Below are 21,926 nucleotides of genomic sequence, written 5' to 3'. Positions count from 1 at the left end.
AAATCCCCTCGGTATTGCAGTACCGAGGGGATTTTTTCTGGGTTAGATAGCACTAACCAGGAAGGTTATACTCAATGAAAATAAAAGAGCAAACTAGGAAGCTAGCCGTAGGCTGTACTTGAGTACGGCAAGGCGAAGCTGACGTGGTTTGAATTTGATTTTCGAAGAGTATTACTTGTCGAAGTGATCGTCTAACCAACGAGTCACCAGCCATGAGATGATACTCTCGATGACTGCGATAAGTACTATTTTGAGAAGTTCTAGCATCTATAATACATCCTTTTCCAAGGCGTATCGTTAGTGCCATCGTTATTATATTATATGCTGCATCAATTTGATAGGATATTTTTACTTTTTGAAAAAGAAGGGGAAAGGCAAAAAGCAATGTCATTAAGTTAAGAAATTTAGCTCTTTAAAATCAAAAACGCATAATATCAGGTATTGAAAACCGTGATACTATGCGTTTTATTGTGAGAAAATTTATTTCATTTTCTCTTGAAATTGAGTTTTTATCTAATCTCTAATGAGTTATTTCCAAGTGACCAGTTCGCTCCAAACGCTAATATTCGATATAGTAGAGGTTTCACCAGCTGGAACCCATTTGTTGGTGCCTAAGTATCTAACTTCTAGTTTACGAACATTTACTGTGTAAGATGCTTTTAGTCTAATATAACCATAAGTGTAGGGTGGTACGTTATGGGAGACTGAGTGATTTAAACTAAGTCCAACTCCAGACTCCGGAGCAGAAAAGCTAGCACCTGCACCTATAGTTAGGGTAGCTCCAGCTTTTCCACCATAGGCTGTTGAACTTAGAGCTCCTGATGTGGCACTGCTCTCGTAAGAGTGAGAGTATTTAGTTCTATAATCTGCAACACCAGTCGCGTTAGAACGAGTCTGATACATAGATGTAGACTCCAAATAGGCATCTCTAAGTTCAGTCGTATAAAATGAGAGTAACTCCCCTGTGTTGATTTCTTTTATAATACGATTAGATACAATTTCATAATTTGTGCCAGGATAGATATCGGCAAAAACTGTAGACGTTGTGACTAAGAATAATAAACTTGATAGTAGAGAGAAAAACAAAATTTTCAGTTTAATCATAAAAGTTTTCTTTCTTCCTAATCAAAAGATTATTTTTTCAATCCTTTGAAAGTCATAATGCACCCAAAAAAGATACTGAGAGTTCCTATAGGTCTCCAATATAGATTCCAAAAGAGTAAAATTAACCTTCCTTTCAGTGGCTCATCGGGTCCGGCATAATAGGGGTTGATGTGAAATAACAAAAAACCAAAACATAAAACGATGATTCCACTCAAGAATAAAATGTCCTTATTTACTTTTCTCATAAAATCTCCTTTTATTTTATATCCTCTTCTAAATTTATTATACATCTAAAAAAGGAAAAAACAAGCCTATTTTTAATTTTTTTATATGGTATAATAGAATAGTTGGAGAGTTTTGATAGATTTTTAAAAGACTGATATGAAATACTTTGTATAATCTAATGATTCTGCAAAAAAATTTCTTATTCAAACAAGAGTAAAGAGCAGGTGGGCTGCATATCAGAAGTTAGATGTATTTCTGTCTAACTTTTGAGGTGGAGTTCATGTTAAAACCACGAATCCTATGTGACTCGTGGTTCTTTTTTATAAACTAGTAGAGTGTTTTGGTTGTACTTTTTGCTCAGGGTCGATGTAGTTGATGGCATTGTTGACAGCAGTTGGTGCTTCTCCAAGCCCTGTCGCAATCAGATCAATTTTTCCGTCATAGTAGCAACAGTCACCGATAGCGTAGATACCTGCTTGGCTAGATTCTTGCTTGCTGTTGACAATAATCTTGTGGCGGTTGAGGTCCAGACCCCAGTTTTTAAGGTTACCGACAGAAGATTTGAAACCATAGTTGACAAAGAGGTGGTCTAGGTCAATTGTTTCGGTTTCATCAGATTTGACTTTTGTGATTTCAAGTTTATCAAGCGTTTTTCCATCTCCAAGGAGTTGGCTAGGGACGAATGGTGTCTTGATGGTTACAGATGATTCTTGCAAGGCTTCTACACTGTGTTCCAAGGCGCGGAAATTATCTCTGCGGTGAACAAGGGTAGTTGGTGCAATTTTTTCAAAAGCCAAAGCCCAATCAACAGCCGAGTCTCCTCCACCAAGAATCGTCACTTTCTTACCAGTGTATTGCTGAATGTTAGAAACATGGTAGTGGATATTTTCATAGCCTTCAACGCCTTCTAGTTCCAGAGGACGTGGTTTGAAGGCACCGCCACCCATAGCGATGATAACTGTTTTAGTCAGGTGACTTCCTTTAGAAGTTGTAATTACAAAGCCTTCTTCTTGTTTTTCAATCTCAAGAACCGTTTCGTTGAGATGAATAGGGGTATCAAAGCCATTTAATTGCTCGATTAGACGGTTAGTCAATTCTTCTCCAGTCAGGTTTGGGAAACCTGGAACGTCGAGGATTTCCTTTTCAGGATAGAGAATAGCAGGTTGTCCACCTAGTTGGGGAAGGGAGTCGATGATTTGGACCTTGGCTTGGCGTAGGTGGGCATAGAAGGCTGCAAAAAGCCCGACAGGACCACCACCTACAATAGTGATATCATAGAGTTGAGACATGGTTTCTCCTTTGTTTTTTCTAGTTAGTTTATTTTATCATATTTTTCCTTAATTTAAAATGAAGTAGGATAGGGAAAAAAATGCCAGAAAAATGGTATAATAGAAAGGAACGTGTTTGGACAGAGAGGAGACAGCAGATGAACTTTCAACAATTATCCAATCTGCAATATTGGACTAGCTTGTTTTCTAGTCCTTGGAGTATTGCCATCAATGTGTTTGATATTTTGATTGTGGCCTATATTTTATATCGTTTTACAAAAGCGATAGCTGGCACCAAGATTATGATTTTGGTGCGGGGGGTCTTGATTTTTGTATTAGCCCAGGTTGTGGCCAATATCCTTGGTTTAACAACGATTTCTTGGTTGATTAATCAGATTATTACCTATGGGGTTATTGCTGCGGTTGTTATCTTCTCTCCAGAGATTCGGACTGGTTTGGAACGCTTGGGAAGGGCGACAGATTTTTTTTCTACTACTCAAATTAGTGCAGAAGAGAAAATGATTCGTGCCTTTGTTAAGTCAGTTGAATACATGAGTCCCCGTAAGATCGGTGCTTTGGTTGCCATTCAACGAGTTCGGACCTTACAAGAATACATCGCGACAGGAATTCCTTTGGATGCCAATATTTCAGCTGAACTCCTTATTAATATCTTTATCCCCAACACCCCTCTACATGATGGTGCTGTGATTATCAGAGAAAATCGAATAGCAGTAACCTCTGCCTATCTGCCCTTGACAGAAAGTACAGGGATTTCCAAGGAATTTGGGACCAGACACCGGGCAGCTATCGGTTTGTCAGAAGTATCCGATGCCTTGACCTTCATCGTCTCAGAGGAAACAGGTGGCATTTCTATTACCTATAACGGTGTTTTCAAGCACGACTTGACGATTGAAGAATTTGAAGCAGAGCTACGAGCAATTCTTTTGCCAGCTGTTGAGGAAAAAGTCAGTTTCAAGGACCGTTTGCTAGGAGGTTGGAAATATGAGAAAAAATAGTCTATATATCATTTCATCTCTCTTTTTTGCTTGTGTCTTATTTATCTATGCAACGTCAACCAACTTTCAAAATAGCAATACCGCAAGGCAGGTCAAATCAGAAACCTATACCAATACGATAACGAACGTTCCTATCGATATTCACTATGATGATGACCAGTATTTCATTAGCGGATTTGCATCAGAGGTTTCAGTTGTGCTGACAGGTGCCAATCGTGTGACCTTGTCCAGTGAAATGCAAGAAAGTACACGTAAATTCAAGGTTACTGCTGACCTAACAGATGCTAGTGTTGGAACGATTGAAGTTCCCTTGAATATTGAAAATCTTCCAAGTGGATTGACCGCTGTGGCAACGCCTCAAAAGATCACAGTGAAAGTTGGGAAGAAGGTTAAGCGAGATGAGATGATTGTTGTGCCACAAGTTGACCAAAGCCAGATTGATCCCAAGCTACAACTTGATAGTGTAACCGTGTCAAATGAACGCGTTTCGGTCACAACTGACCAGGAAACATTAGCTAAGATTGACAAAGTTATTGCGCTTTTACCAACCAGCGAACGCATAACAGGTAATTACAGTGGCTCAGTACCTTTGCAGGCAATCGACCGCAACGGGGTAGTCTTACCAGTAGTTATCACTCCGTTTGATACAACAATGAAGGTCACTACAAAACCAGTAGCGCCAAGTTCAAGCACAAGCAGTTCGTCGGAGACATCTTCGTCAACGAAAGCAACTAGTTCAAAAACGAATTAAAAATAGAAAAAGGATTTTATAAAAATGGGTAAATATTTTGGGACTGATGGAGTCCGTGGAGAAGCTAACGTAGAATTAACGCCAGAATTGGCCTTTAAACTAGGACGTTTTGGAGGCTATGTTCTCAGTCAACATGAAACGGAAGCACCGAAAGTCTTTGTAGGACGTGACACCCGTATTTCTGGGGAAATGCTAGAATCAGCCTTGGTGGCAGGACTGTTGTCTGTGGGGATTCACGTATACAAACTAGGTGTTTTGGCAACACCAGCAGTAGCTTACTTGGTCAAAACTGAAGGAGCAAGTGCCGGTGTCATGATTTCTGCTAGCCACAACCCAGCCCTTGATAATGGGATTAAGTTCTTTGGTGGTGATGGTTTCAAACTAGATGACGAAAAAGAAGCAGAAATTGAAGCCTTGCTAGATGCTGCGGAAGACACTCTGCCACGTCCAAGTGCAGAAGGCTTGGGAAGCTTGGTAGATTATCCAGAAGGCTTGCGTAAGTATGAGGGCTACCTTGTTTCAACGGGAACTCCTCTTGATGGAATGAAGGTTGCCTTGGATACAGCTAATGGTGCAGCTTCTACCAGTGCCCGTCAAATCTTTGCAGACCTTGGTGCTCAATTGACGGTTATCGGGGAAACACCAGATGGTCTTAACATCAACCTTAATGTTGGTTCAACCCATCCAGAAGCCCTTCAAGAAGTGGTCAAAGAAAGCGGGTCAGCTATCGGTTTGGCCTTTGACGGAGACAGTGACCGTTTGATTGCTGTCGATGAGAATGGCGACATCGTCGATGGTGATAAGATCATGTACATCATCGGAAAATACCTTTCTGAAAAAGGACAATTGGCTCAAAATACAATTGTGACAACCGTGATGTCTAACCTTGGTTTCCACAAGGCCTTGGACCGTGAAGGTATTAACAAGGTAGTCACTGCAGTTGGCGACCGTTATGTTGTTGAAGAAATGAGAAAATCAGGCTACAACCTCGGTGGTGAACAGTCTGGTCACGTCATCTTGATGGATTACAATACAACTGGTGATGGTCAATTATCTGCTGTTCAATTGACCAAAATCATGAAGGAAACTGGTAAGAGCTTGTCAGAGTTGGCTGCAGAAGTAACCATATATCCACAAAAATTAGTCAATATCCGAGTGGAAAATGCCATGAAGGAAAAGGCTATGGAAGTGCCAGCTATCAAGGCTATCATCGAGAAGATGGAAGAAGAAATGGCGGGGAACGGCCGTATCCTTGTTCGCCCAAGTGGAACAGAGCCTCTCTTGCGTGTTATGGCAGAAGCTCCTACAACAGAAGAAGTAGACTACTATGTTGATACCATCGCAGACGTAGTTCGATCTGAAATCGGGATTGACTAAATCCTAGAAAACTAGATGAAAATAAAAAATTATGGTACAATAGCTTATAATATTGTAGCCGAGGGAGAAAGACATGAATCTTAAACGTGAACAAGAATTTGTTAGTCAGTATCATTTTGATGCGCGTAATTTTGAATGGGAAAATGAAAATGGAGCTCCTGAAACTAAGGTGGATGTGAACTTCCAATTGCTCCAACATGACCAAGAAAATCAAGTGACTTCCTTGATTGTCATCTTGACCTTTATGATTGTATTTGATAAGTTTGTCATCAGTGGAACCATTTCACAGGTAAATCATATCGATGGCCGTATTGTCAATGAACCAAGTGAATTGAGCCAAGAAGAAGTGGAAACTTTGGCTCGCCCAAGTTTGAACATGCTCAATCGTTTGACTTACGAAGTAACTGAAATTGCATTAGACTTACCAGGAATCAATTTGGAGTTCTAATATGAAATTAGCTGTTATCACAGATTCCTCTGCCTATCTCAGTGCAGAGACCTTGCAAAGAGAAGATTTATTTGTCTTGGATATTCCTGTCAATATTGATGGTGAGGAATATGTCGAAGGCATCAATCTGACTGCTGAGGAATTTTACCAAAAAATGGCTCAGGCTTCTGAATTGCCTAAGACTAGTCAACCAAGTATTGCCAAGTTAGATGAAATCTTAGCTTCGCTCAAAGAACAAGGTTATACCCATGCCTTGGGGCTTTTCCTATCTTCTGGAATTTCAGGTTTTTACCAAAATATCCAGTATATGATAGATGAATATGAGGGCTTAACTATTGCCTTTCCAGACACTTTGATTACAAGTGCTCCTCTGGGTATCATGGTTGAAAGCGTCTTTGATTGGCGTGACCAGGGCGATGATTTTGACAGCATTCAGGATAAGCTAGCCATTCAAATCAGCCGTACGTCAGCCTTTATCATGGTCGATGATTTGGACCATTTGGTGAAAGGTGGGCGCCTTTCAAATGGGGCTGCGATTTTGGGTAATCTGCTAAGCATTAAGCCAATCCTTTATTTCAACGACCAAGGTGTGATTGAAGTTTACGAAAAAGTTCGTACTGAGAAGAAAGCAACCAAGCGCTTAATTGAGATTATCAAGGAAGCAACGGCTTCAGGGCAATATCGTGTCATTGTCATTCATGGGAATGCTCCTGAAAAGGCTGAGGAATTGCGTCAGCACTTGATTGAATCTGGATTGAGTTCAGATGTTTCACTTGCTACATTTGGTAGTGTCATTGGAACCCACCTAGGAGCAGGAAGTATTGCTCTGGGTTATATTCCAGTGATTTAGTTTGCGCTTCTAGGCTAGTTAAGAAGGTTTTGTATCTTAGCAATTGAACACGGACTACCTGCCTCTTGAAAAAAGATGTCTGTCTTGCCTTTCGTGGAAAGTCAGCGCCATTCCCTATTTTTCATGGGCAGCTAACGTCCTTAGTATCTTAGACAGGAGTAGAGATGAGTATTCGAGTAATTATTGCCGGTTTTAAGGGAAAGATGGGCCAAGCTGCTTGTCAGATGGTCTTGGCTGATCCAGACTTGGACTTGGTAGCAGTTTTGGATCCCTTTGAGTCTGAGTCAGAATGGCAGGGTATTCCTGTTTTCAAGGATAAGGCTGATTTAGCAGGCTTTGAAGCGGATGTCTGGGTAGACTTTACTACACCAGCTGTTGCCTATGAAAATACACGCTTTGCTCTTGAAAATGGCTTTGCTCCAGTAGTTGGAACAACAGGCTTTACTAGTGAAGAAATTGCAGAGCTAAAAGCATTTTCTCGTGCCCAAGACTTGGGTGGCTTGATTGCTCCTAACTTTGCCTTGGGTGCTGTCTTGCTTATGCAATTTGCGACGCAGGCTGCCAAATATTTCCCAAATGTGGAGATTATCGAGCTCCATCATGACAAGAAAAAGGATGCCCCGAGTGGAACAGCTATTAAAACAGCTGAGTTGATGGCAGAGGTTCGAGAGTCTATTCAGCAAGGTGCGCCTGATGAGGAAGAATTGATTGCAGGTGCCCGTGGTGCTAACTTTGATGGCATGCGGATTCACTCAGTTCGTTTACCAGGCTTGGTAGCCCATCAGGAAGTCATCTTTGGCAATCAAGGAGAAGGATTGACCCTCCGTCATGACTCCTATGATCGCAGCTCCTTCATGACAGGGGTCAATTTGGGAATTAAAGAAGTTGTCAAGCGTCATGAGCTTGTCTATGGATTAGAACACTTATTATGAGATTAACGCAAATGCCTTCTGAGTTTCAGAAGGCTTTACCAGTATTAGAAAAAATTAAAGAAGCAGGCTTTGAAGCCTATTTTGTTGGGGGTTCTGTTCGGGATGCCCTCCTCAATCGCCCTATCCATGATGTGGATATTGCGACTTCTTCTTATCCAGAAGAGACCAAGCAGATTTTTCCGCGAACAGCCGATATAGGAATCGAGCATGGAACTGTCTTGGTCTTAGATGGGGACGAGGAGTATGAGGTGACTACTTTTCGGACAGAAGATGTCTATGTGGACTATCGCAGACCCAGTGCGGTTTCCTTTGTGCGTTCGCTAGAAGAAGACCTCAAACGCCGTGATTTTACAGTCAACGCCTTTGCCTTGGATGAGACAGGAGAAATCATTGACTTGTTTCATGGTTTAGAAGATTTGGAAAAGCAAGTCTTACGAGCAGTTGGAGTGGCTAGTGAGCGTTTCAACGAAGATGCTTTGCGGATTATGCGTGGTTTCCGTTTTCAAGCCAGTCTTGGTTTTGAACTTGAGCCAGAAACCTTTAAAGCAATGAAGACCTTGACGCCACTTTTGGAGAAAATTTCTGTGGAGCGTACCTTCGTTGAGTTTGATAAACTCTTGCTGGCTCCATTTTGGAGAAGGGGCTTGGCTTCCATGATTGAGAGTCAAGCTTATGACTATCTCCCTGATATGGCAGCTAGCCAGGACAAGCTCAATAGACTGTTTGATTTAGAGACTGATTTCACCTTTGAATCTTCAGAGCAAGCCTGGGCGGCTCTACTGTGGGCTTTGGAGATTGAAAATGCGCAGCCATTTTTGAAGGCTTGGAAGACCTCACGCCAGTTTGCCAAGCAAGTTCAGGATTTGCTGACTATTTTGGCCTTGCGTGAAAAGGGAGAATTGAGCAAGCGAGATTGTTATCGCTTTGACTTGGATTTGCTTTTACAGGCTGAAAGTCTTCGTCAGGCTCAGGGAAAACCAGTCAACCCACAAGCCATCACAGAAACCTACCAGAGTCTGACCATTCATGACAAGAAAGAAATTCAGATTAATGGTGGTATTTTGATCAAGGAATATGGCTATCAGCCGGGACCAGACTTGGGAGAGATTTTAACAGAGATTGAGTTTGCTATTGTCGATGGAGAATTGGAAAATGACCGTCAAGCCATCCATGCTTATCTAAGGGAGAAGAAATGAGTGATTTTATCGTTGAAAAACTAAGTAAATCTGTCGGTGATAAGACCGTTTTTAAGGATATTTCCTTTATCATCCATGACCTAGACAGAATCGGTCTGATTGGTGTCAATGGAACGGGGAAGACCACCCTTTTAGATGTTCTTTCTGGCGTTTCTGGCTTTGATGGGGATGTCAGTCCCTTTTCGGCTAAGAATGATTACCAGATTGGTTACTTGACCCAAGATCCTGATTTTGATGATAGCAAGACGGTCTTGGATACGGTTCTTTCCAGCGACCTCAAGGAAATCCAGCTCATTCGTGAGTATGAACTCCTTATGCTCAACTACAGTGAGGACAAGCAGGCTCGTTTGGAACGAGTCATGGCAGAAATGGACTCTCTCCAAGCTTGGGAAATCGAGAGTCAGGTCAAGACTGTTCTCAGCAAGCTGGGGATTCAGGACTTATCTACTCCTGTTGGGGAATTGTCAGGTGGTCTAAGAAGACGGGTCCAGTTGGCGCAAGTTTTACTTGGCAATCACGACCTCTTGCTGCTGGACGAGCCGACCAACCATCTGGATATTGCGACTATTGAGTGGCTGACCCTCTTTTTGAAAAATTCTAAGAAGACCGTCCTTTTTATTACCCACGACCGTTATTTCCTAGACGCTTTGTCAACTCGGATTTTCGAATTGGATCGCGCAGGCTTGATCGAGTACCAGGGAAATTACCAGGACTATGTTCGCCTTAAGGCGGAACAGGATGAGCGTGACGCAGCTCTTCTTCACAAAAAAGAACAACTCTACAAACAAGAATTGGCCTGGATGCGCAGACAACCGCAGGCGCGTGCGACCAAGCAGCAGGCTCGTATCAATCGTTTCCACGACCTGAAAAAGGAAGTTTCAGGCGGCGTTGCTGAGACAGACTTGACTATGAACTTTGAAACCAGTCGGATTGGGAAGAAAGTCATCGAGTTTCAGGATGTTTCTTTTGCCTATGAAAATAAGCCCATTTTGCAAGATTTTAATCTCTTAGTGCAGGCCAAAGACCGTATCGGAATCGTTGGGGATAACGGTGTTGGGAAATCAACTCTCCTTAACTTGATTGCAGGAAGTCTTGAGCCGACAGCAGGTCAAGTTGTGATTGGAGAAACCGTTCGCATCGCCTATTTCTCTCAGCAAATTGAGGGTTTGGATGAAAGCAAGCGAGTGATCAATTACCTACAGGAAGTGGCAGAAGAGGTCAAGACCAGCGGTGGTTCTACGACTTCGATTGCAGAGTTGCTGGAGCAGTTCCTTTTCCCACGTTCGACGCATGGAACCTTGATTGAGAAATTGTCAGGGGGAGAGAAAAAACGTCTTTATCTCCTCAAATTGCTCTTGGAAAAACCAAATGTTCTTCTTTTGGACGAACCGACAAATGACCTAGATATTGCGACCTTGACAGTTTTGGAGAATTTCTTGCAAGGCTTTGCTGGTCCAGTTTTGACTGTTAGTCACGACCGCTATTTCTTGGATAAGGTAGCGACCAAGATTCTGGCTTTTGAGGATGGTAAAATTCGTCCTTTCTTTGGTCATTACACAGACTATCTTGATGAAAAAGCCTTTGAAACAGAGATGGCTAATCAAGTGCAAAAGGCTGAAAAGGAAAAAGTGGTCAAGGTTCGAGAAGAGAAGAAACGCATGACCTACCAAGAAAAGCAGGAGTGGGCAAGCATTGAAGGTGATATTGAAGCCTTGGAAAATCGTATCGCTGCTATTGAAGAGGAAATGCAGGCTAACGGCTCTGACTTTGGTAAGTTGGCTACTCTCCAAAAAGAACTGGATGAGAAAAACGAAGCACTCCTTGAAAAATACGAACGCTATGAATATTTAAGTGACTTTGATAGCTAGAAGAATAGAAAAATCCCGTCTCATGACAGGATTTCTCTATTCTTTTTTGGTTTCTTGATGAAAGATATTTTGCCAAGTTTCGTGGCGACGCCAAATACTGGTGTGGATGATATCATCTAACTCATAGCAGATGAGTTTGGTCTTTTGACTGATGGAAGTGATTTGAATATCCTTGATAGCAGAATTCAAGTCTTTTTCGGCTTTATAGGCCTCTTTATCCATCTGCTCTCCATCTTGGCGAATATAGACAAAATCATCAGCCAAGAGTTCTTCCAGTTGATTTCCTTGGTCAATCAATTGTTCACGCATAAGCAATTTTTTATAGACATTGTCTAAAATTTCATCTTCAGGGATAGGTGCTGGTTCGATATGAACATCGGTATCAAAGACGCCAAAACGTTCTTCCAGCATAGACTCGACTTGATCCGCGATTTCATGACTCTCAAAAACAGACAGGTCAGGGTTCATCTCTAGCGTAATATCCAGGTAGATGTTGCTACCGTAGGTACGACCTCTTTGGGACTTAACCTTGCTGATTTTGGGAATTTCCATGATGGCCTTTTGATAATCCTCAAGCAGACGGTCGTCAAAGCCATCCGAAAGGCTAAAGGAAGACTCGATGAAGATATCATAGGCAGTCTTCAAGATAAAGAAAGTGATGATGATAGCAACCAGTTTATCCACAATGGGATAATTGAAACTACTAGCTAGGATGGCAATGGTGGTTCCAAGTGAGGTGACAGCATCAGAAAGATTGTCCTTTGCTGCGGCCTTCAGTGCTTTGGAGTTGGATTTCTTACTGAGGCGAGTATTGTAGAGATAGACCATGAACATAATCGTTGCAGAAATGATTCCTAGAGTGGCACCAAGAGGATCAATGACCGTTTCTTCACGACTGAGAATCTTCTGAATGGTATCCCTTAGTACATCAAAGCCAACATAGAACATGATGATGGAAGTGATTAAGCTAGCCAAATCCTCAATCTTCCAGTGGCCAAAACGGTGGTCACGGTCTGCAGGCTGGCGCGCCATCCGAATCCCTATCAAGAGGGCCATATTTCCAATGATGTCCGAGACGTTGTTAAAACCATCAGCCACCAAACTGGATGAATGAAGAAGATGCCCAGTAGCCAATTTCGCTGCTGATAAGAGCAGGTAGGTCGAAATACTGATAATGGCCCCACGCTCAGCTAACTTGAGATTTGAGATAGATTGCTTCATTCAACTTCCTTTCTGGTCACATAGCATTCTACCATTATACTGGTTTTCAAGGGAAAATTCAAATAGGACGGATAAAACTAAGAAAATACAAAGCAGAAAATGCTTTTTTTTTTTAGGAAATATGATAGACTGATAAAGTGAAAAGTTGAGGTAAATAAAATTGAAAAAAATGAGTATTTTAGCGATGAGTATTTCTTTGCTCTTTACTGTTTTAGTCTGGTTCTCGATGGTAACAAATGTCAAACAAGGAATACCGTTTTCAGATGCTAGTATTTTTGAATATTTTGGGTATGCACTGAATCGAGGAGAATTGATGTATGCAGACTTATTTGATCATAAGGGGCCAGTTGTTTTTTTACTGAACTACCTAGGATATTTTATTGGTGGTGCGTTAGGAATTAAATTTTTATACCTATTTTGTACATTTCTATTCTTTATAGCTAGCTATAAGATCTCAAGATTATTTACTGGGAATAAGCAAACAATTTTAACTTTAGCAATTATCTTTATAATTTATGAGTATTTTTTTGATGGCGGTTGGAGTTTAGAAGGTTTTATTTTACCTTTTTTGTCTTATTCATTATACATTTTTTTAAAATTATTTATACAAAATGATTTCAGTAAAAATGACATCGTAGTATCAGGTGCGTTTTTCGCTATTGTATTTTTTACGAAAGCAAATATGATAGGGATTTGGCTAGTATTTTGTATTTATGTATTGATTGATTTTATACTAAAGAAAGCATATAGGGAATTGTTTTCTTTGATAGGATTATTTTTCGTTGGAGTATTAATACCAACTATCCCTTTGTGCCTATATCTGTTATCAAAGGGCATCTTTATTGAAATGGTATACCAGTCGATTGGAATTAATTTTATTTATACTACAGAGTCTAATAACGTTTCGATGTATGAGATTATCAGATGGTATATTTCCCAAACAAATCTCTTAAGTCTTAATTTATTGATGTTATTTTCCTTGATACCACTATGGAAGAAATTTGGAATAAAATCAATCTACTATCATTTTGTTTTTATTGTTTGTTTACTTCTGGCTCTTATCTCAAAAAGAAGCTATGGTCATTACATTTTAGTAATGCTCCCGATTTTGATTCCATATATTTCCTATTTATTTCATAGCATATCCAAGAAAATGTCTTTTCAAGTATTTTTTGTCTTATTCTTAGGATTTATTATTGTATACCAGAATGATGTAAAATCCATCATGAAAAGTATGAATACAAGATATCTGAATAGATCTGAGAAACAGCAACGCGTTGCTAGCTATATAGAGAAAAATACGTCGATGGATGATCGAATTTATACACACCGTCAAAATGGAACAATTTATTTGTATAGTGAACGGCTAGCTAGTACAAAATTTTTCTTTATTCCAGCTGTGACAGATGATCGAGTTATTATTGATGAGTTTAGAAAATCTATACAAGAAAATCCTCCTATCTATATTGTATTTGATACTGAATGGGATTATGGTAAGAGAACTGACTCTTTTATTAAGGATTATATTAAAGTAAATTATCACTTAGAAAAACAGATTGATACAGCTATGATTTATAGAAAAGGAGGAGAATAGCATGAGCAGGAAAAAGCCAATTTTATATATAGTTGTTCCGTGCTACAACGAAGAAAAAGTCTTACCACATACTAATCCAATGTTTGTTGAAAAAATTGAACAATTAGTACAGAAAGAAGAAATCCATCCTCTTAGTAAAATCATGTATGTAAATGATGGTAGTAAGGATCGGACTTGGGAACTAATAGAAAGTTATGCTAATTCCATTCCTTCTGTAGTTGGTGTGTCGCAAAGTCGTAATAGGGGGCATCAGAGTAGCGTTCTTGCAGGTATGTATGAAGCTATTCAGTTTGCTGATATTGTCATTACCATTGATGCGGATGGACAAGATGATATTAACTGCATGGATAAGATGGTTTCGGAGTATAAAAGTGGTTCTGAAATTGTATACGGTGTACGTGATAACCGTGATACGGACTCTACTTTTAAACGAATTACAGCCGAAGGTTTTTATAAAGTGCTACGTCTATTTGGAGCAGAAGTTGTTTTCAATCATGCAGACTATCGATTGGTGTCTAAAAGATTCTTGAAAGAATTAGAAAAATTCACTGAAGTTAATCTTTTTCTTCGTGGTTTAATGCCCTTAGTGGGCTTTAAATATTCTTATGTTTCATATAAACGCCATGAACGAATTGCTGGTGAGAGCCATTATCCACTGTCCAAAATGCTTGGTTTGGCTATGGATGGTATTACCAGTTTATCAATCAAACCGATTCGTTTGATTACAAGTTTTGGGGTCTTGACATCACTCTTTAGTTTTCTGTTGATTATTTGGGTTTTATGGAGTAAGGTTGCTGGTACGGTTGTGGCAGGCTGGGCAAGCACCTATGCAATAGTTAGTTTACTTGGTGGGGTTCAATTGATTAGTTTGGGAGTAATTGGTGAGTATATTGGAAAGATTTACCTAGAAACGAAACGTCGTCCGAGATATATTATCAGTGAACGTACTTTTGATAAGGATAGAATTTTATAGAATCTTTACTCTTTGAAAATTTTTCAAAATTTGGTATAATAGTACTACTCAAGGGAGTAGCTGGCAGAAACCTGTGATAGTGTCGTCATTCCGAATTTTATACTGAAAAGTATGCTTTCCGGCACTATCTTAAACAGCGAGACTTGTTATGATTAACAGGTCTCTTTTTGTTTGTCGTGAAAAGATACGATGAGGAAAAGAGAGTCTGTTTTGCACACAATGTCAAGGAGGAGACACATGTCAAAAGAACAAAAACGCCAAGCGTTTTACACTCAGAGTCCTGAAGAGGTCTTGAAGGCTGTGGATGCGACCGAGCAAGGTTTGTCATCAAGTGAGGCGGAAAAGCGCCTTGCAGAATTTGGCCATAATGAACTCGAAGAAGGTGAGAAACGATCAATCCTGGTCAAATTCATCGAGCAATTTAAGGATTTGATGATTATCATCCTAGTTGCGGCAGCAATCTTGTCAGTCGTGACTTCTGGTGGGAAAGATATCGCAGATGCCATTATCATCCTAGCCGTGGTTATCATCAATGCTGCCTTTGGTGTTTACCAAGAAGGAAAAGCAGAAGAAGCCATTGAAGCCCTTAAATCCATGTCAAGTCCAGCTGCCCGCGTTCTTCGCGATGGTCATATGGCGGAGATTGACTCTAAAGAATTGGTACCAGGCGATATCGTTGCCCTTGAAGCAGGTGATGTGGTACCAGCAGACTTACGTTTGCTAGAAGCCAACTCTCTTAAAATCGAAGAAGCTGCCCTGACAGGTGAGTCTGTGCCAGTTGAAAAAGACTTGACAGTTGAACTTGCTGCAGATGCTGGTATTGGTGACCGTGTCAATATGGCCTTCCAAAACTCAAATGTGACTTATGGTCGTGGTCTTGGTGTTGTTGTCAATACAGGGATGTACACGGAAGTTGGTCATATTGCTGGCATGCTTCAAGATGCGGATGAGACGGATACACCACTCAAACAAAACTTGAACAACCTTTCTAAGGTCTTGACCTATGCTATCTTGGTCATTGCCCTTGTTACTTTTGTAGTCGGTGTTTTCATTCAAGGCAAAAGTCCACTTGGTGAGTTGTTGACTTCTGTTGCCCTTGCCGTTGCAGCCATTCCAGAAGGACTTCCTGCTATCGTTACCATCGTTCTTTCCCTTGGTACTCAAGTTTTGGCCAAACGCCATTCCATCGTTCGTAAGTTGCCAGCAGTTGAAACACTTGGTTCAACTGAAATCATCGCTTCTGATAAGACTGGTACGCTGACTATGAACAAGATGACAGTCGAAAAAGTCTTCTACGATGCAGTCCTACATGACTCAGCTGATGATATTGAACTAGGTCTTGAAATGCCACTACTTCGTTCAGTTGTCTTGGCCAATGATACGAAAATAGATGTGGAAGGCAACCTGATTGGTGACCCAACCGAAACAGCCTTTATCCAGTATGCCTTGGACAAGGGCTACGATGTTAAAGGTTTCTTAGAGAAATATCCGCGTGTGGCTGAGTTGCCATTTGATTCTGAACGTAAGCTCATGTCAACGGTTCACCCATTGCCAGATGGTCGTTTCCTTGTAGCAGTCAAGGGTGCGCCAGACCAACTCTTGAAACGTTGTGTTCTTCGTGATAAGGCTGGGGATATTGCTCCGATTGATGAGAAGGTTACAAATCTCATTCACACAAACAACTCTGAAATGGCTCACCAAGCCTTGCGTGTCCTTGCAGGTGCTTATAAGATTATTGATAGCATTCCAGAAAATCTCACTTCTGAAGAGCTTGAAAATGATTTAATCTTTACTGGTTTGATTGGGATGATTGACCCTGAACGTCCTGAAGCTGCTGAGGCTGTTCGTGTGGCTAAGGAAGCGGGAATTCGTCCAATCATGATTACGGGTGACCATCAAGACACTGCAGAAGCTATTGCCAAACGTTTGGGAATCATTGATGCAAACGATACAGAAGGTCACGTTTTAACTGGTGCTGAACTCAATGAACTGTCAGATGAAGACTTTGAAAAAGTAGTTGGTCAATACTCTGTTTATGCCCGTGTGTCTCCAGAGCACAAGGTTCGTATCGTCAAGGCTTGGCAAAAACAAGGTAAAGTCGTTGCCATGACAGGTGACGGTGTCAATGATGCGCCAGCTTTGAAAACAGCCGATATCGGTATCGGTATGGGAATCACTGGTACAGAGGTTTCTAAGGGTGCATCTGACATGATACTTGCAGATGATAACTTTGCGACTATCATCGTTGCAGTGGAAGAAGGACGTAAGGTCTTCTCAAACATTCAAAAGACTATTCAGTACCTACTTTCTGCCAATACTGCTGAAGTATTGACTATCTTCCTATCAACCTTGTTTGGTTGGGATGTCTTACAGCCAGTTCATCTTTTGTGGATCAACTTGGTAACGGATACCTTCCCAGCTATCGCTCTTGGTGTTGAACCTGCTGAGCCTGGTGTCATGAACCATAAACCACGTGGACGTAAGGCAAGTTTCTTCTCAGGTGGTGTTTTCAGTTCTATCATCTATCAAGGTGTACTCCAAGCAGCTATTGTTATGAGTGTCTATGGTCTTGCCCTTCTTTACCCAGTTCACGTGGGTGACAATCATGCCATTCATGCGGATGCCCTTACTATGGCCTTTGCAACCCTTGGTTTGATTCAGCTCTTCCATGCCTACAATGTCAAGTCTGTTTACCAGTCTATCTTGACAGTTGGCCCATTCAAGTCTAAGACCTTCAACTGGTCTATCTTGGTATCCTTCATCCTTCTTATGGCAACAATCGTCGTAGAACCGCTTGAAGGAATCTTCCACGTAACCAAACTAGACTTGTCTCAATGGGGAATCGTTATGGGCGGAAGCTTCTCAATGATTATTATTGTCGAAATTGTTAAGTTTATTCAACGCAAACTCGGTTTTGACAAGAATGCGATTTAAAAAGAAAAAGTCATCTTCGGATGGCTTTTTGCTACAGTTGAGGGAAAGGGCTTGCAGTTATCGACTTTTGTGCTATAATTGCTATAATATAGTAAAAAGCAAGAGGAGTGTGAGGAAGTGGAAAAGAAAATTGTAAAGGATATTTTGTTTTTATCTCAGGTATCTCAGCCGGCAAGTCAGGATGATCTGTATCTTGCCAGAGATTTGCAGGATACACTCTTAGCAAACCGTGATACCTGTGTTGGTCTGGCTGCCAATATGATTGGAGTGCAGAAGCGCGTGATTATCTTTAATCTTGGCTTGGTTCCTGTGGTTATGTTTAACCCAGTGCTCCTGTCCTTTGAAGGACCTTATGAGACAGAGGAAGGATGTTTGTCCTTGGCTGGGGTTCGACCGACGACCCGCTATGAAACCATAAGGGTTGCTTATCGTGACAGCAAGTGGCAGGAACAGACCATTACCTTGACAGGTTTCCCGGCTCAGATTTGCCAGCATGAACTGGATCACTTGGAAGGACGAATTATTTAGGAGGAAAGCAAATGAAACGGATAATCTTTGAACTTATTTTTATCGCAACGACCTGGTATATCTTTTTACCGCCCCTTAACCTGACCAGCTGGGAATTTCTCTTCTTCCTCTGTGGGCATTTGTTAGTTGTGGCAGTCTTATTTGGCTTTGGCAAGGGAATCAATCTGGTCAAAACGGTTCATGTGCGCCACGGCAAGGCGGAAGCTGCCTTAAATCTTGAGGGTTTCAAAATCAATCGGTTAGGGAAAATCCTTTTAGCTTCTATTGGAGGCATTCTTCTCTTAGCAGCCTTGGTTTCCTTGGTGACTTCTAGCATTTTTCAGGCTAAAAATTATGCCAATGTAGTCACGGTTACGGAAAAAGACTTTACTGAATTTCCTAAGACTGACACCAGTAAGGTTCCAATATTAGATAGAAGTACTGCTGAAAAAATTGGTGACCGCTACTTGGGTTCCCTAACGGATAAGGTGTCGCAGTACGTAGCGGCAGATACCTATACTCAATTGACGATTGATGGGAAACCTTATCGGGTTACGCCACTAGAATACGCAGACCCTATCAAGTGGTTTAATAATCAAGCCAAGGGAATCGGCGAGTATATCAAGGTGGACATGGTAACTGGTAATGCGGACTTGGTGGACTTGAAGACACCAATCAAGTATTCGGACTCGGAGTATTTTAACCGTGATGTCAAGCGTCACCTGCGCTTGAAGTACCCAACTAAAATCTTCAAGACTCCATCTTTTGAGGTGGACGATGAGGGCAATCCTTTCTATGTAGCAACGGTTTACCAAAAGCAATTTGGACTTGCGGTTCCTCGTCCTGTTTCAGTCATTATCTTGGATGCCACAAATGGAGAAACCAAGGAATACAGCTTGGCAGATGTTCCAGAATGGGTGGACAGGGTCTATCCAGCTGAGGAAACCATTGAGCAAATCAACTACAATGGTAAGTACAAGGACGGTTTCTGGAATGCTATGATTTCCAAGAAAAACGTGACCCAGACTACCAAGGGATATAATTACTTGTCTATCGGTAATGACATTTACCTCTACACAGGTGTGACTTCGGCCAATGCGGATGAGAGTAATCTTGGTTTTATCCTTGAAAATATGCGAACAGGAGAAATCACTAAGTACAGCTTGGCTTCTGCGACCGAAGAATCAGCCCGTGAATCAGCCGAAGGTGCTGTCCAGGAGAAATCCTACAAGGCAACCTTCCCAATCCTCATCAACCTTAATGACAAGCCTCTCTACATCATGGGCTTGAAGGACAATGCGGGCTTGGTCAAAGAGTATGCCCTAGTAGACGCAGTCGAGTACCAAAATGTTATCGTAGCAACGACAGTGGAAGAATTGCTCAGTAAGTATGCCAATAAAAACGACCTTGAAATTGACAATGAAACCAAAGAAAGTATCAAGGGTGTGGTAGCAGACCTCAAATCAGCTGTTATCAAGGGAGACACCGTCTACTTCTTTAAAGTTGATGGCAAGATTTACAAGGTCAAGGCCTCTGTATCAGATGACCTTCCTTACCTTGAAAATGGTAAAGCTTTCGAAGGTCAAGTAGGAAAAGACAACTATCTCAAGACCTTTAAAGTGCAGTAAAAAAGGTTTATTTAAGAAATATATGTTATAATAAGGTAAATTAAGATTAATGGAGGACAAACAAATGGGTTTTTATGTGATGGTTGCTTCAATGCTACTCGGACTGCTCGCTTTGAAGATAGGTTTTTCTCAGTTCAAGGAGAAAAAAGATAAATTCTTATCTATCTTAACAAGTTTAGCTGGCCTAGCCCTTGTTCTCGTAGCTGTCTGGTTAGGATGGCCAAAATAAATAGAAAAACCTCGGTCAAACCGAGGTTTTTCATACTCTTCGAAAATCAAATTCAAACCACGTCAGCTTCACCTTGCCGTACTCNNCTAGTTTCCTAGTTTGCTCTTGGATTTTCATTGAGTATCAGATGAATTTCTTGGTTGTGGCTAAAAAATATGCTACACTATCAATATGAAAATTTTAATCCCAACAGCAAAAGAAATGAACACAGACTTGCCGAGTATCGAGGCAACTCCTTTAAGATCAGAAAGTCAGGCTGTGCTTGATGCCTTGGCCCTCTATTCTGCTAGTCAATTGGAGAGTTTTTACAAGGTATCAGTTGAAAAGGCGGCGGAAGAATTTCAACATATCCAAGCTTTAAAAAGTCAAACTGCTCAACACTACCCAGCCTTGAAACTGTTTGATGGGCTTATGTACCGTCATATCAAGCGAGACAAACTGGACGAAGTAGAACAAGCCTATCTTGAAAATTATGTCTTTATTACTTCGGCTTTGTACGGAGTCGTTCCAGCCTTGTCACCTATGGCACCTCATCGTTTGGATTTTTTGATGAAATTAAAGGTCGCTGGTAAGACTTTGAAGAGCCATTGGAAGGCAGCTTATGATGAAGCTCTGAAGAAGGAAGAAGTGATTTTCTCTCTCTTGTCATCCGAGTTTGAGACTGTATTTTCTAAGGAAATCAGAGAAAAAATGGTGATCTTCAAATTTATGGAGGATAGAGGCGGTCAGCTGAAAATTCACTCAACCATTTCCAAGAAAGCGCGTGGTGCCTTCCTGACAGCCCTGATAGAAAATCAAGTACAGACGGTTGATGAAGCTCGTCGCTTAAGCTTTGCAGGATTTAGCTTCCGAGAAGACCTGTCCCAGCCACAGGAATTGGTTTTTGTTAAGGAAGTATAGAAATCAGATATTTTGTATTGGACAATATGTATCACCAGTTATTTTAGTTTATAAATGAGAAAAAAGCGAACAAGCTAGGCTTCTGAGTGTCAGAAAAGTAGTCTTGTTCGCTTTTATTATGTTAGTTACTAGATCGCATTAACCAAGTCTTGAGCTTGTTTTTCAAGTGAGTTTAGGACTGTTTCTTCTAGAAGCAATTTTCCGTCTGCCCAAGCAGAGTCATTGACACGTGCAGCGGTGAAATCGCCAACGATTTGTGTACGGATAAATGGCAAGAGGTCCTTGTAGATAGCGAAGAGTTGATCGTGACCTGCATTGGCTACAGATGATACGGTGACAAACTTGTCTTGAAGGGCAGAAGCGCCACGTGTATCAGACAAGTCAAGGGCACGAGATAGCCAGTCAAGCAAGTTTTTCACTGTTCCAGGGATAGAGAAGTTGTAGACTGGCGAGAAGATCCAGATGGCATCCGCAGCGAGAACCGCTTCACGAGCAGCCGCTACAGCTGGATGAGTTGGAACTTCCAAATCTTGGCTGAAGAGAGGAATAGTTGAATAATCAAGATAGCTAACTTCCGCTTTACCAGCAAGTGCTTTCTCAGCTTCGAGAGCCATTTGGTGGTTGAAAGAACCTTGACGTAGTGATCCGACGATAAATAATACTTTTTTAGACATGATGTGTCTCCTTTTTCTTAAATTTCCGAGAAGTCTCTCGTTGTTATAAAATATATTACAACAAAACAAAAGGACTTGCAAGAAATTTGCTCAGAGTTTATTTGAAAATTATAAAATTGCTGAAACTCTAGTCAGTTGCCACTGGAAAAGTAAGAACTGCTTTTTGGATTTTAGTTTTCTTTGATTTTATAGGAGTATTCCAATATTCTCTTGTAATATGATGACATAAGT

General features: G+C 41.0%; 19 protein-coding genes. 15 read left to right on the top strand and 4 right to left on the bottom strand.

Annotation, left to right across the window (positions count from 1 at the left end; genetic code table 11):
- Positions 1-528: 528 nt before the first annotated feature.
- A complete protein-coding gene (locus tag HT732_RS09595; RefSeq protein ID WP_000593531.1) occupies positions 529-1,104 on the bottom strand; it encodes a hypothetical protein in 576 nt (191 codons plus the stop codon).
- A 545-nt stretch (positions 1,105-1,649) separates the two neighbouring features.
- On the bottom strand, positions 1,650-2,618 hold the full coding sequence (locus HT732_RS09590; RefSeq protein ID WP_173254888.1) for an NAD(P)/FAD-dependent oxidoreductase: 969 nt from the start codon (positions 2,616-2,618) through the stop codon (positions 1,650-1,652).
- Between the two features lie 137 nt (positions 2,619-2,755).
- On the opposite strand from HT732_RS09590, the gene cdaA reads away from it, so the two are divergent.
- The 8 genes from cdaA (at position 2,756) to HT732_RS09550 (ending at position 11,035) form a co-directional block, all read left to right on the top strand.
- Complete coding sequence (cdaA, locus tag HT732_RS09585; RefSeq protein ID WP_205380666.1) at positions 2,756-3,613, top strand: diadenylate cyclase CdaA; 858 nt, start codon at positions 2,756-2,758, stop codon at positions 3,611-3,613.
- Positions 3,600-4,364 carry a CdaR family protein gene (locus tag HT732_RS09580; protein WP_173254884.1) on the top strand — a complete coding sequence of 255 codons (765 nt, stop codon included), beginning with the start codon at positions 3,600-3,602 and terminating at the stop codon, positions 4,362-4,364. The genes cdaA and HT732_RS09580 overlap by 14 nt, the downstream gene beginning before the upstream one ends.
- A gap of 24 nt (positions 4,365-4,388) precedes the next feature.
- Entirely contained in the window at positions 4,389-5,741 is a 1,353-nt protein-coding gene (glmM, locus tag HT732_RS09575) for a phosphoglucosamine mutase (protein WP_173254882.1), read from the top strand.
- Positions 5,742-5,814: 73 nt separating this feature from the next.
- The gene (locus HT732_RS09570; RefSeq protein WP_001050088.1) at positions 5,815-6,189 is read left to right on the top strand and encodes a DUF1149 family protein; all 375 of its coding nucleotides are present in this window, start codon (positions 5,815-5,817) and stop codon (positions 6,187-6,189) included.
- A gap of 1 nt (position 6,190) precedes the next feature.
- The gene (locus HT732_RS09565) at positions 6,191-7,039 is read left to right on the top strand and encodes a DegV family protein (protein WP_173254880.1); all 849 of its coding nucleotides are present in this window, start codon (positions 6,191-6,193) and stop codon (positions 7,037-7,039) included.
- A 164-nt stretch (positions 7,040-7,203) separates the two neighbouring features.
- Positions 7,204-7,971: a 4-hydroxy-tetrahydrodipicolinate reductase gene (dapB, locus tag HT732_RS09560; RefSeq protein ID WP_000027868.1), complete on the top strand. Its 768-nt coding sequence runs from the start codon at positions 7,204-7,206 to the stop codon at positions 7,969-7,971.
- A complete protein-coding gene (locus HT732_RS09555; RefSeq protein WP_080554065.1) occupies positions 7,968-9,167 on the top strand; it encodes a CCA tRNA nucleotidyltransferase in 1,200 nt (399 codons plus the stop codon). Before dapB ends, HT732_RS09555 begins: the two co-directional genes overlap by 4 nt.
- The gene (locus HT732_RS09550; RefSeq protein WP_173254878.1) at positions 9,164-11,035 is read left to right on the top strand and encodes an ABC-F family ATP-binding cassette domain-containing protein; all 1,872 of its coding nucleotides are present in this window, start codon (positions 9,164-9,166) and stop codon (positions 11,033-11,035) included. Before HT732_RS09555 ends, HT732_RS09550 begins: the two co-directional genes overlap by 4 nt.
- Positions 11,036-11,071: 36 nt before the next feature.
- Here the strand turns inward: HT732_RS09550 and mntE are convergent, their stop codons facing one another.
- Positions 11,072-12,256: a CDF family manganese efflux transporter MntE gene (mntE, locus tag HT732_RS09545; RefSeq protein WP_173254876.1), complete on the bottom strand. Its 1,185-nt coding sequence runs from the start codon at positions 12,254-12,256 to the stop codon at positions 11,072-11,074.
- Positions 12,257-12,425: 169 nt separating this feature from the next.
- Between mntE and HT732_RS10435 the strand changes: the two genes are divergently transcribed.
- The 7 genes from HT732_RS10435 (at position 12,426) to yaaA (ending at position 21,021) form a co-directional block, all read left to right on the top strand.
- Entirely contained in the window at positions 12,426-13,850 is a 1,425-nt protein-coding gene (locus HT732_RS10435) for a hypothetical protein (RefSeq protein WP_240155855.1), read from the top strand.
- A gap of 1 nt (position 13,851) precedes the next feature.
- Positions 13,852-14,823 (top strand): glycosyltransferase family 2 protein, encoded by a 972-nt coding sequence (locus HT732_RS09535; RefSeq protein ID WP_049525023.1) that lies wholly within the window; start codon positions 13,852-13,854, stop codon positions 14,821-14,823.
- A 237-nt stretch (positions 14,824-15,060) separates the two neighbouring features.
- Positions 15,061-17,757, top strand: coding sequence for a cation-translocating P-type ATPase (locus tag HT732_RS09530; protein ID WP_173254874.1), 2,697 nt, complete (start codon positions 15,061-15,063; stop codon positions 17,755-17,757).
- Positions 17,758-17,874: 117 nt separating this feature from the next.
- Complete coding sequence (locus HT732_RS09525) at positions 17,875-18,285, top strand: peptide deformylase (protein WP_173254872.1); 411 nt, start codon at positions 17,875-17,877, stop codon at positions 18,283-18,285.
- An 11-nt stretch (positions 18,286-18,296) separates the two neighbouring features.
- Entirely contained in the window at positions 18,297-19,892 is a 1,596-nt protein-coding gene (locus tag HT732_RS09520) for a hypothetical protein (protein WP_173254870.1), read from the top strand.
- A gap of 64 nt (positions 19,893-19,956) precedes the next feature.
- Positions 19,957-20,121, top strand: coding sequence for a YczI family protein (locus tag HT732_RS09515; protein WP_000508327.1), 165 nt, complete (start codon positions 19,957-19,959; stop codon positions 20,119-20,121).
- Positions 20,122-20,292: 171 nt separating this feature from the next.
- Positions 20,293-21,021 (top strand): peroxide stress protein YaaA, encoded by a 729-nt coding sequence (gene yaaA, locus HT732_RS09510; RefSeq protein WP_173254868.1) that lies wholly within the window; start codon positions 20,293-20,295, stop codon positions 21,019-21,021.
- Between the two features lie 128 nt (positions 21,022-21,149).
- Here the strand turns inward: yaaA and HT732_RS09505 are convergent, their stop codons facing one another.
- Positions 21,150-21,695: an NADPH-dependent FMN reductase gene (locus tag HT732_RS09505; RefSeq protein WP_173254866.1), complete on the bottom strand. Its 546-nt coding sequence runs from the start codon at positions 21,693-21,695 to the stop codon at positions 21,150-21,152.
- Between the last annotated feature and the right edge of the window lie 231 nt (positions 21,696-21,926).

This window comes from Streptococcus sp. 5346 (assembly GCF_013277455.1).
Lineage (GTDB): Bacteria > Bacillota > Bacilli > Lactobacillales > Streptococcaceae > Streptococcus.
This window is presented reverse-complemented; position numbering and strand designations above follow the sequence as displayed.

Excerpts from the sequence above, each read along its gene's own strand:
- HT732_RS09595 (WP_000593531.1), bottom strand. The coding sequence starts at position 1,104 with ATGATTAAACTGAAAATTTTGTTTTTCTCTCTACTATCAAGTTTATTA.
- HT732_RS09590 (WP_173254888.1), bottom strand. The coding sequence starts at position 2,618 with ATGTCTCAACTCTATGATATCACTATTGTAGGTGGTGGTCCTGTCGGG.
- cdaA (WP_205380666.1), top strand. The coding sequence starts at position 2,756 with ATGAACTTTCAACAATTATCCAATCTGCAATATTGGACTAGCTTGTTT.
- HT732_RS09580 (WP_173254884.1), top strand. The coding sequence starts at position 3,600 with ATGAGAAAAAATAGTCTATATATCATTTCATCTCTCTTTTTTGCTTGT.
- glmM (WP_173254882.1), top strand. The coding sequence starts at position 4,389 with ATGGGTAAATATTTTGGGACTGATGGAGTCCGTGGAGAAGCTAACGTA.
- HT732_RS09570 (WP_001050088.1), top strand. The coding sequence starts at position 5,815 with ATGAATCTTAAACGTGAACAAGAATTTGTTAGTCAGTATCATTTTGAT.
- HT732_RS09565 (WP_173254880.1), top strand. The coding sequence starts at position 6,191 with ATGAAATTAGCTGTTATCACAGATTCCTCTGCCTATCTCAGTGCAGAG.
- dapB (WP_000027868.1), top strand. The coding sequence starts at position 7,204 with ATGAGTATTCGAGTAATTATTGCCGGTTTTAAGGGAAAGATGGGCCAA.
- HT732_RS09555 (WP_080554065.1), top strand. The coding sequence starts at position 7,968 with ATGAGATTAACGCAAATGCCTTCTGAGTTTCAGAAGGCTTTACCAGTA.
- HT732_RS09550 (WP_173254878.1), top strand. The coding sequence starts at position 9,164 with ATGAGTGATTTTATCGTTGAAAAACTAAGTAAATCTGTCGGTGATAAG.
- mntE (WP_173254876.1), bottom strand. The coding sequence starts at position 12,256 with ATGAAGCAATCTATCTCAAATCTCAAGTTAGCTGAGCGTGGGGCCATT.
- HT732_RS10435 (WP_240155855.1), top strand. The coding sequence starts at position 12,426 with ATGAGTATTTTAGCGATGAGTATTTCTTTGCTCTTTACTGTTTTAGTC.
- HT732_RS09535 (WP_049525023.1), top strand. The coding sequence starts at position 13,852 with ATGAGCAGGAAAAAGCCAATTTTATATATAGTTGTTCCGTGCTACAAC.
- HT732_RS09530 (WP_173254874.1), top strand. The coding sequence starts at position 15,061 with ATGTCAAAAGAACAAAAACGCCAAGCGTTTTACACTCAGAGTCCTGAA.
- HT732_RS09520 (WP_173254870.1), top strand. The coding sequence starts at position 18,297 with ATGAAACGGATAATCTTTGAACTTATTTTTATCGCAACGACCTGGTAT.
- HT732_RS09515 (WP_000508327.1), top strand. The coding sequence starts at position 19,957 with ATGGGTTTTTATGTGATGGTTGCTTCAATGCTACTCGGACTGCTCGCT.
- yaaA (WP_173254868.1), top strand. The coding sequence starts at position 20,293 with ATGAAAATTTTAATCCCAACAGCAAAAGAAATGAACACAGACTTGCCG.
- HT732_RS09505 (WP_173254866.1), bottom strand. The coding sequence starts at position 21,695 with ATGTCTAAAAAAGTATTATTTATCGTCGGATCACTACGTCAAGGTTCT.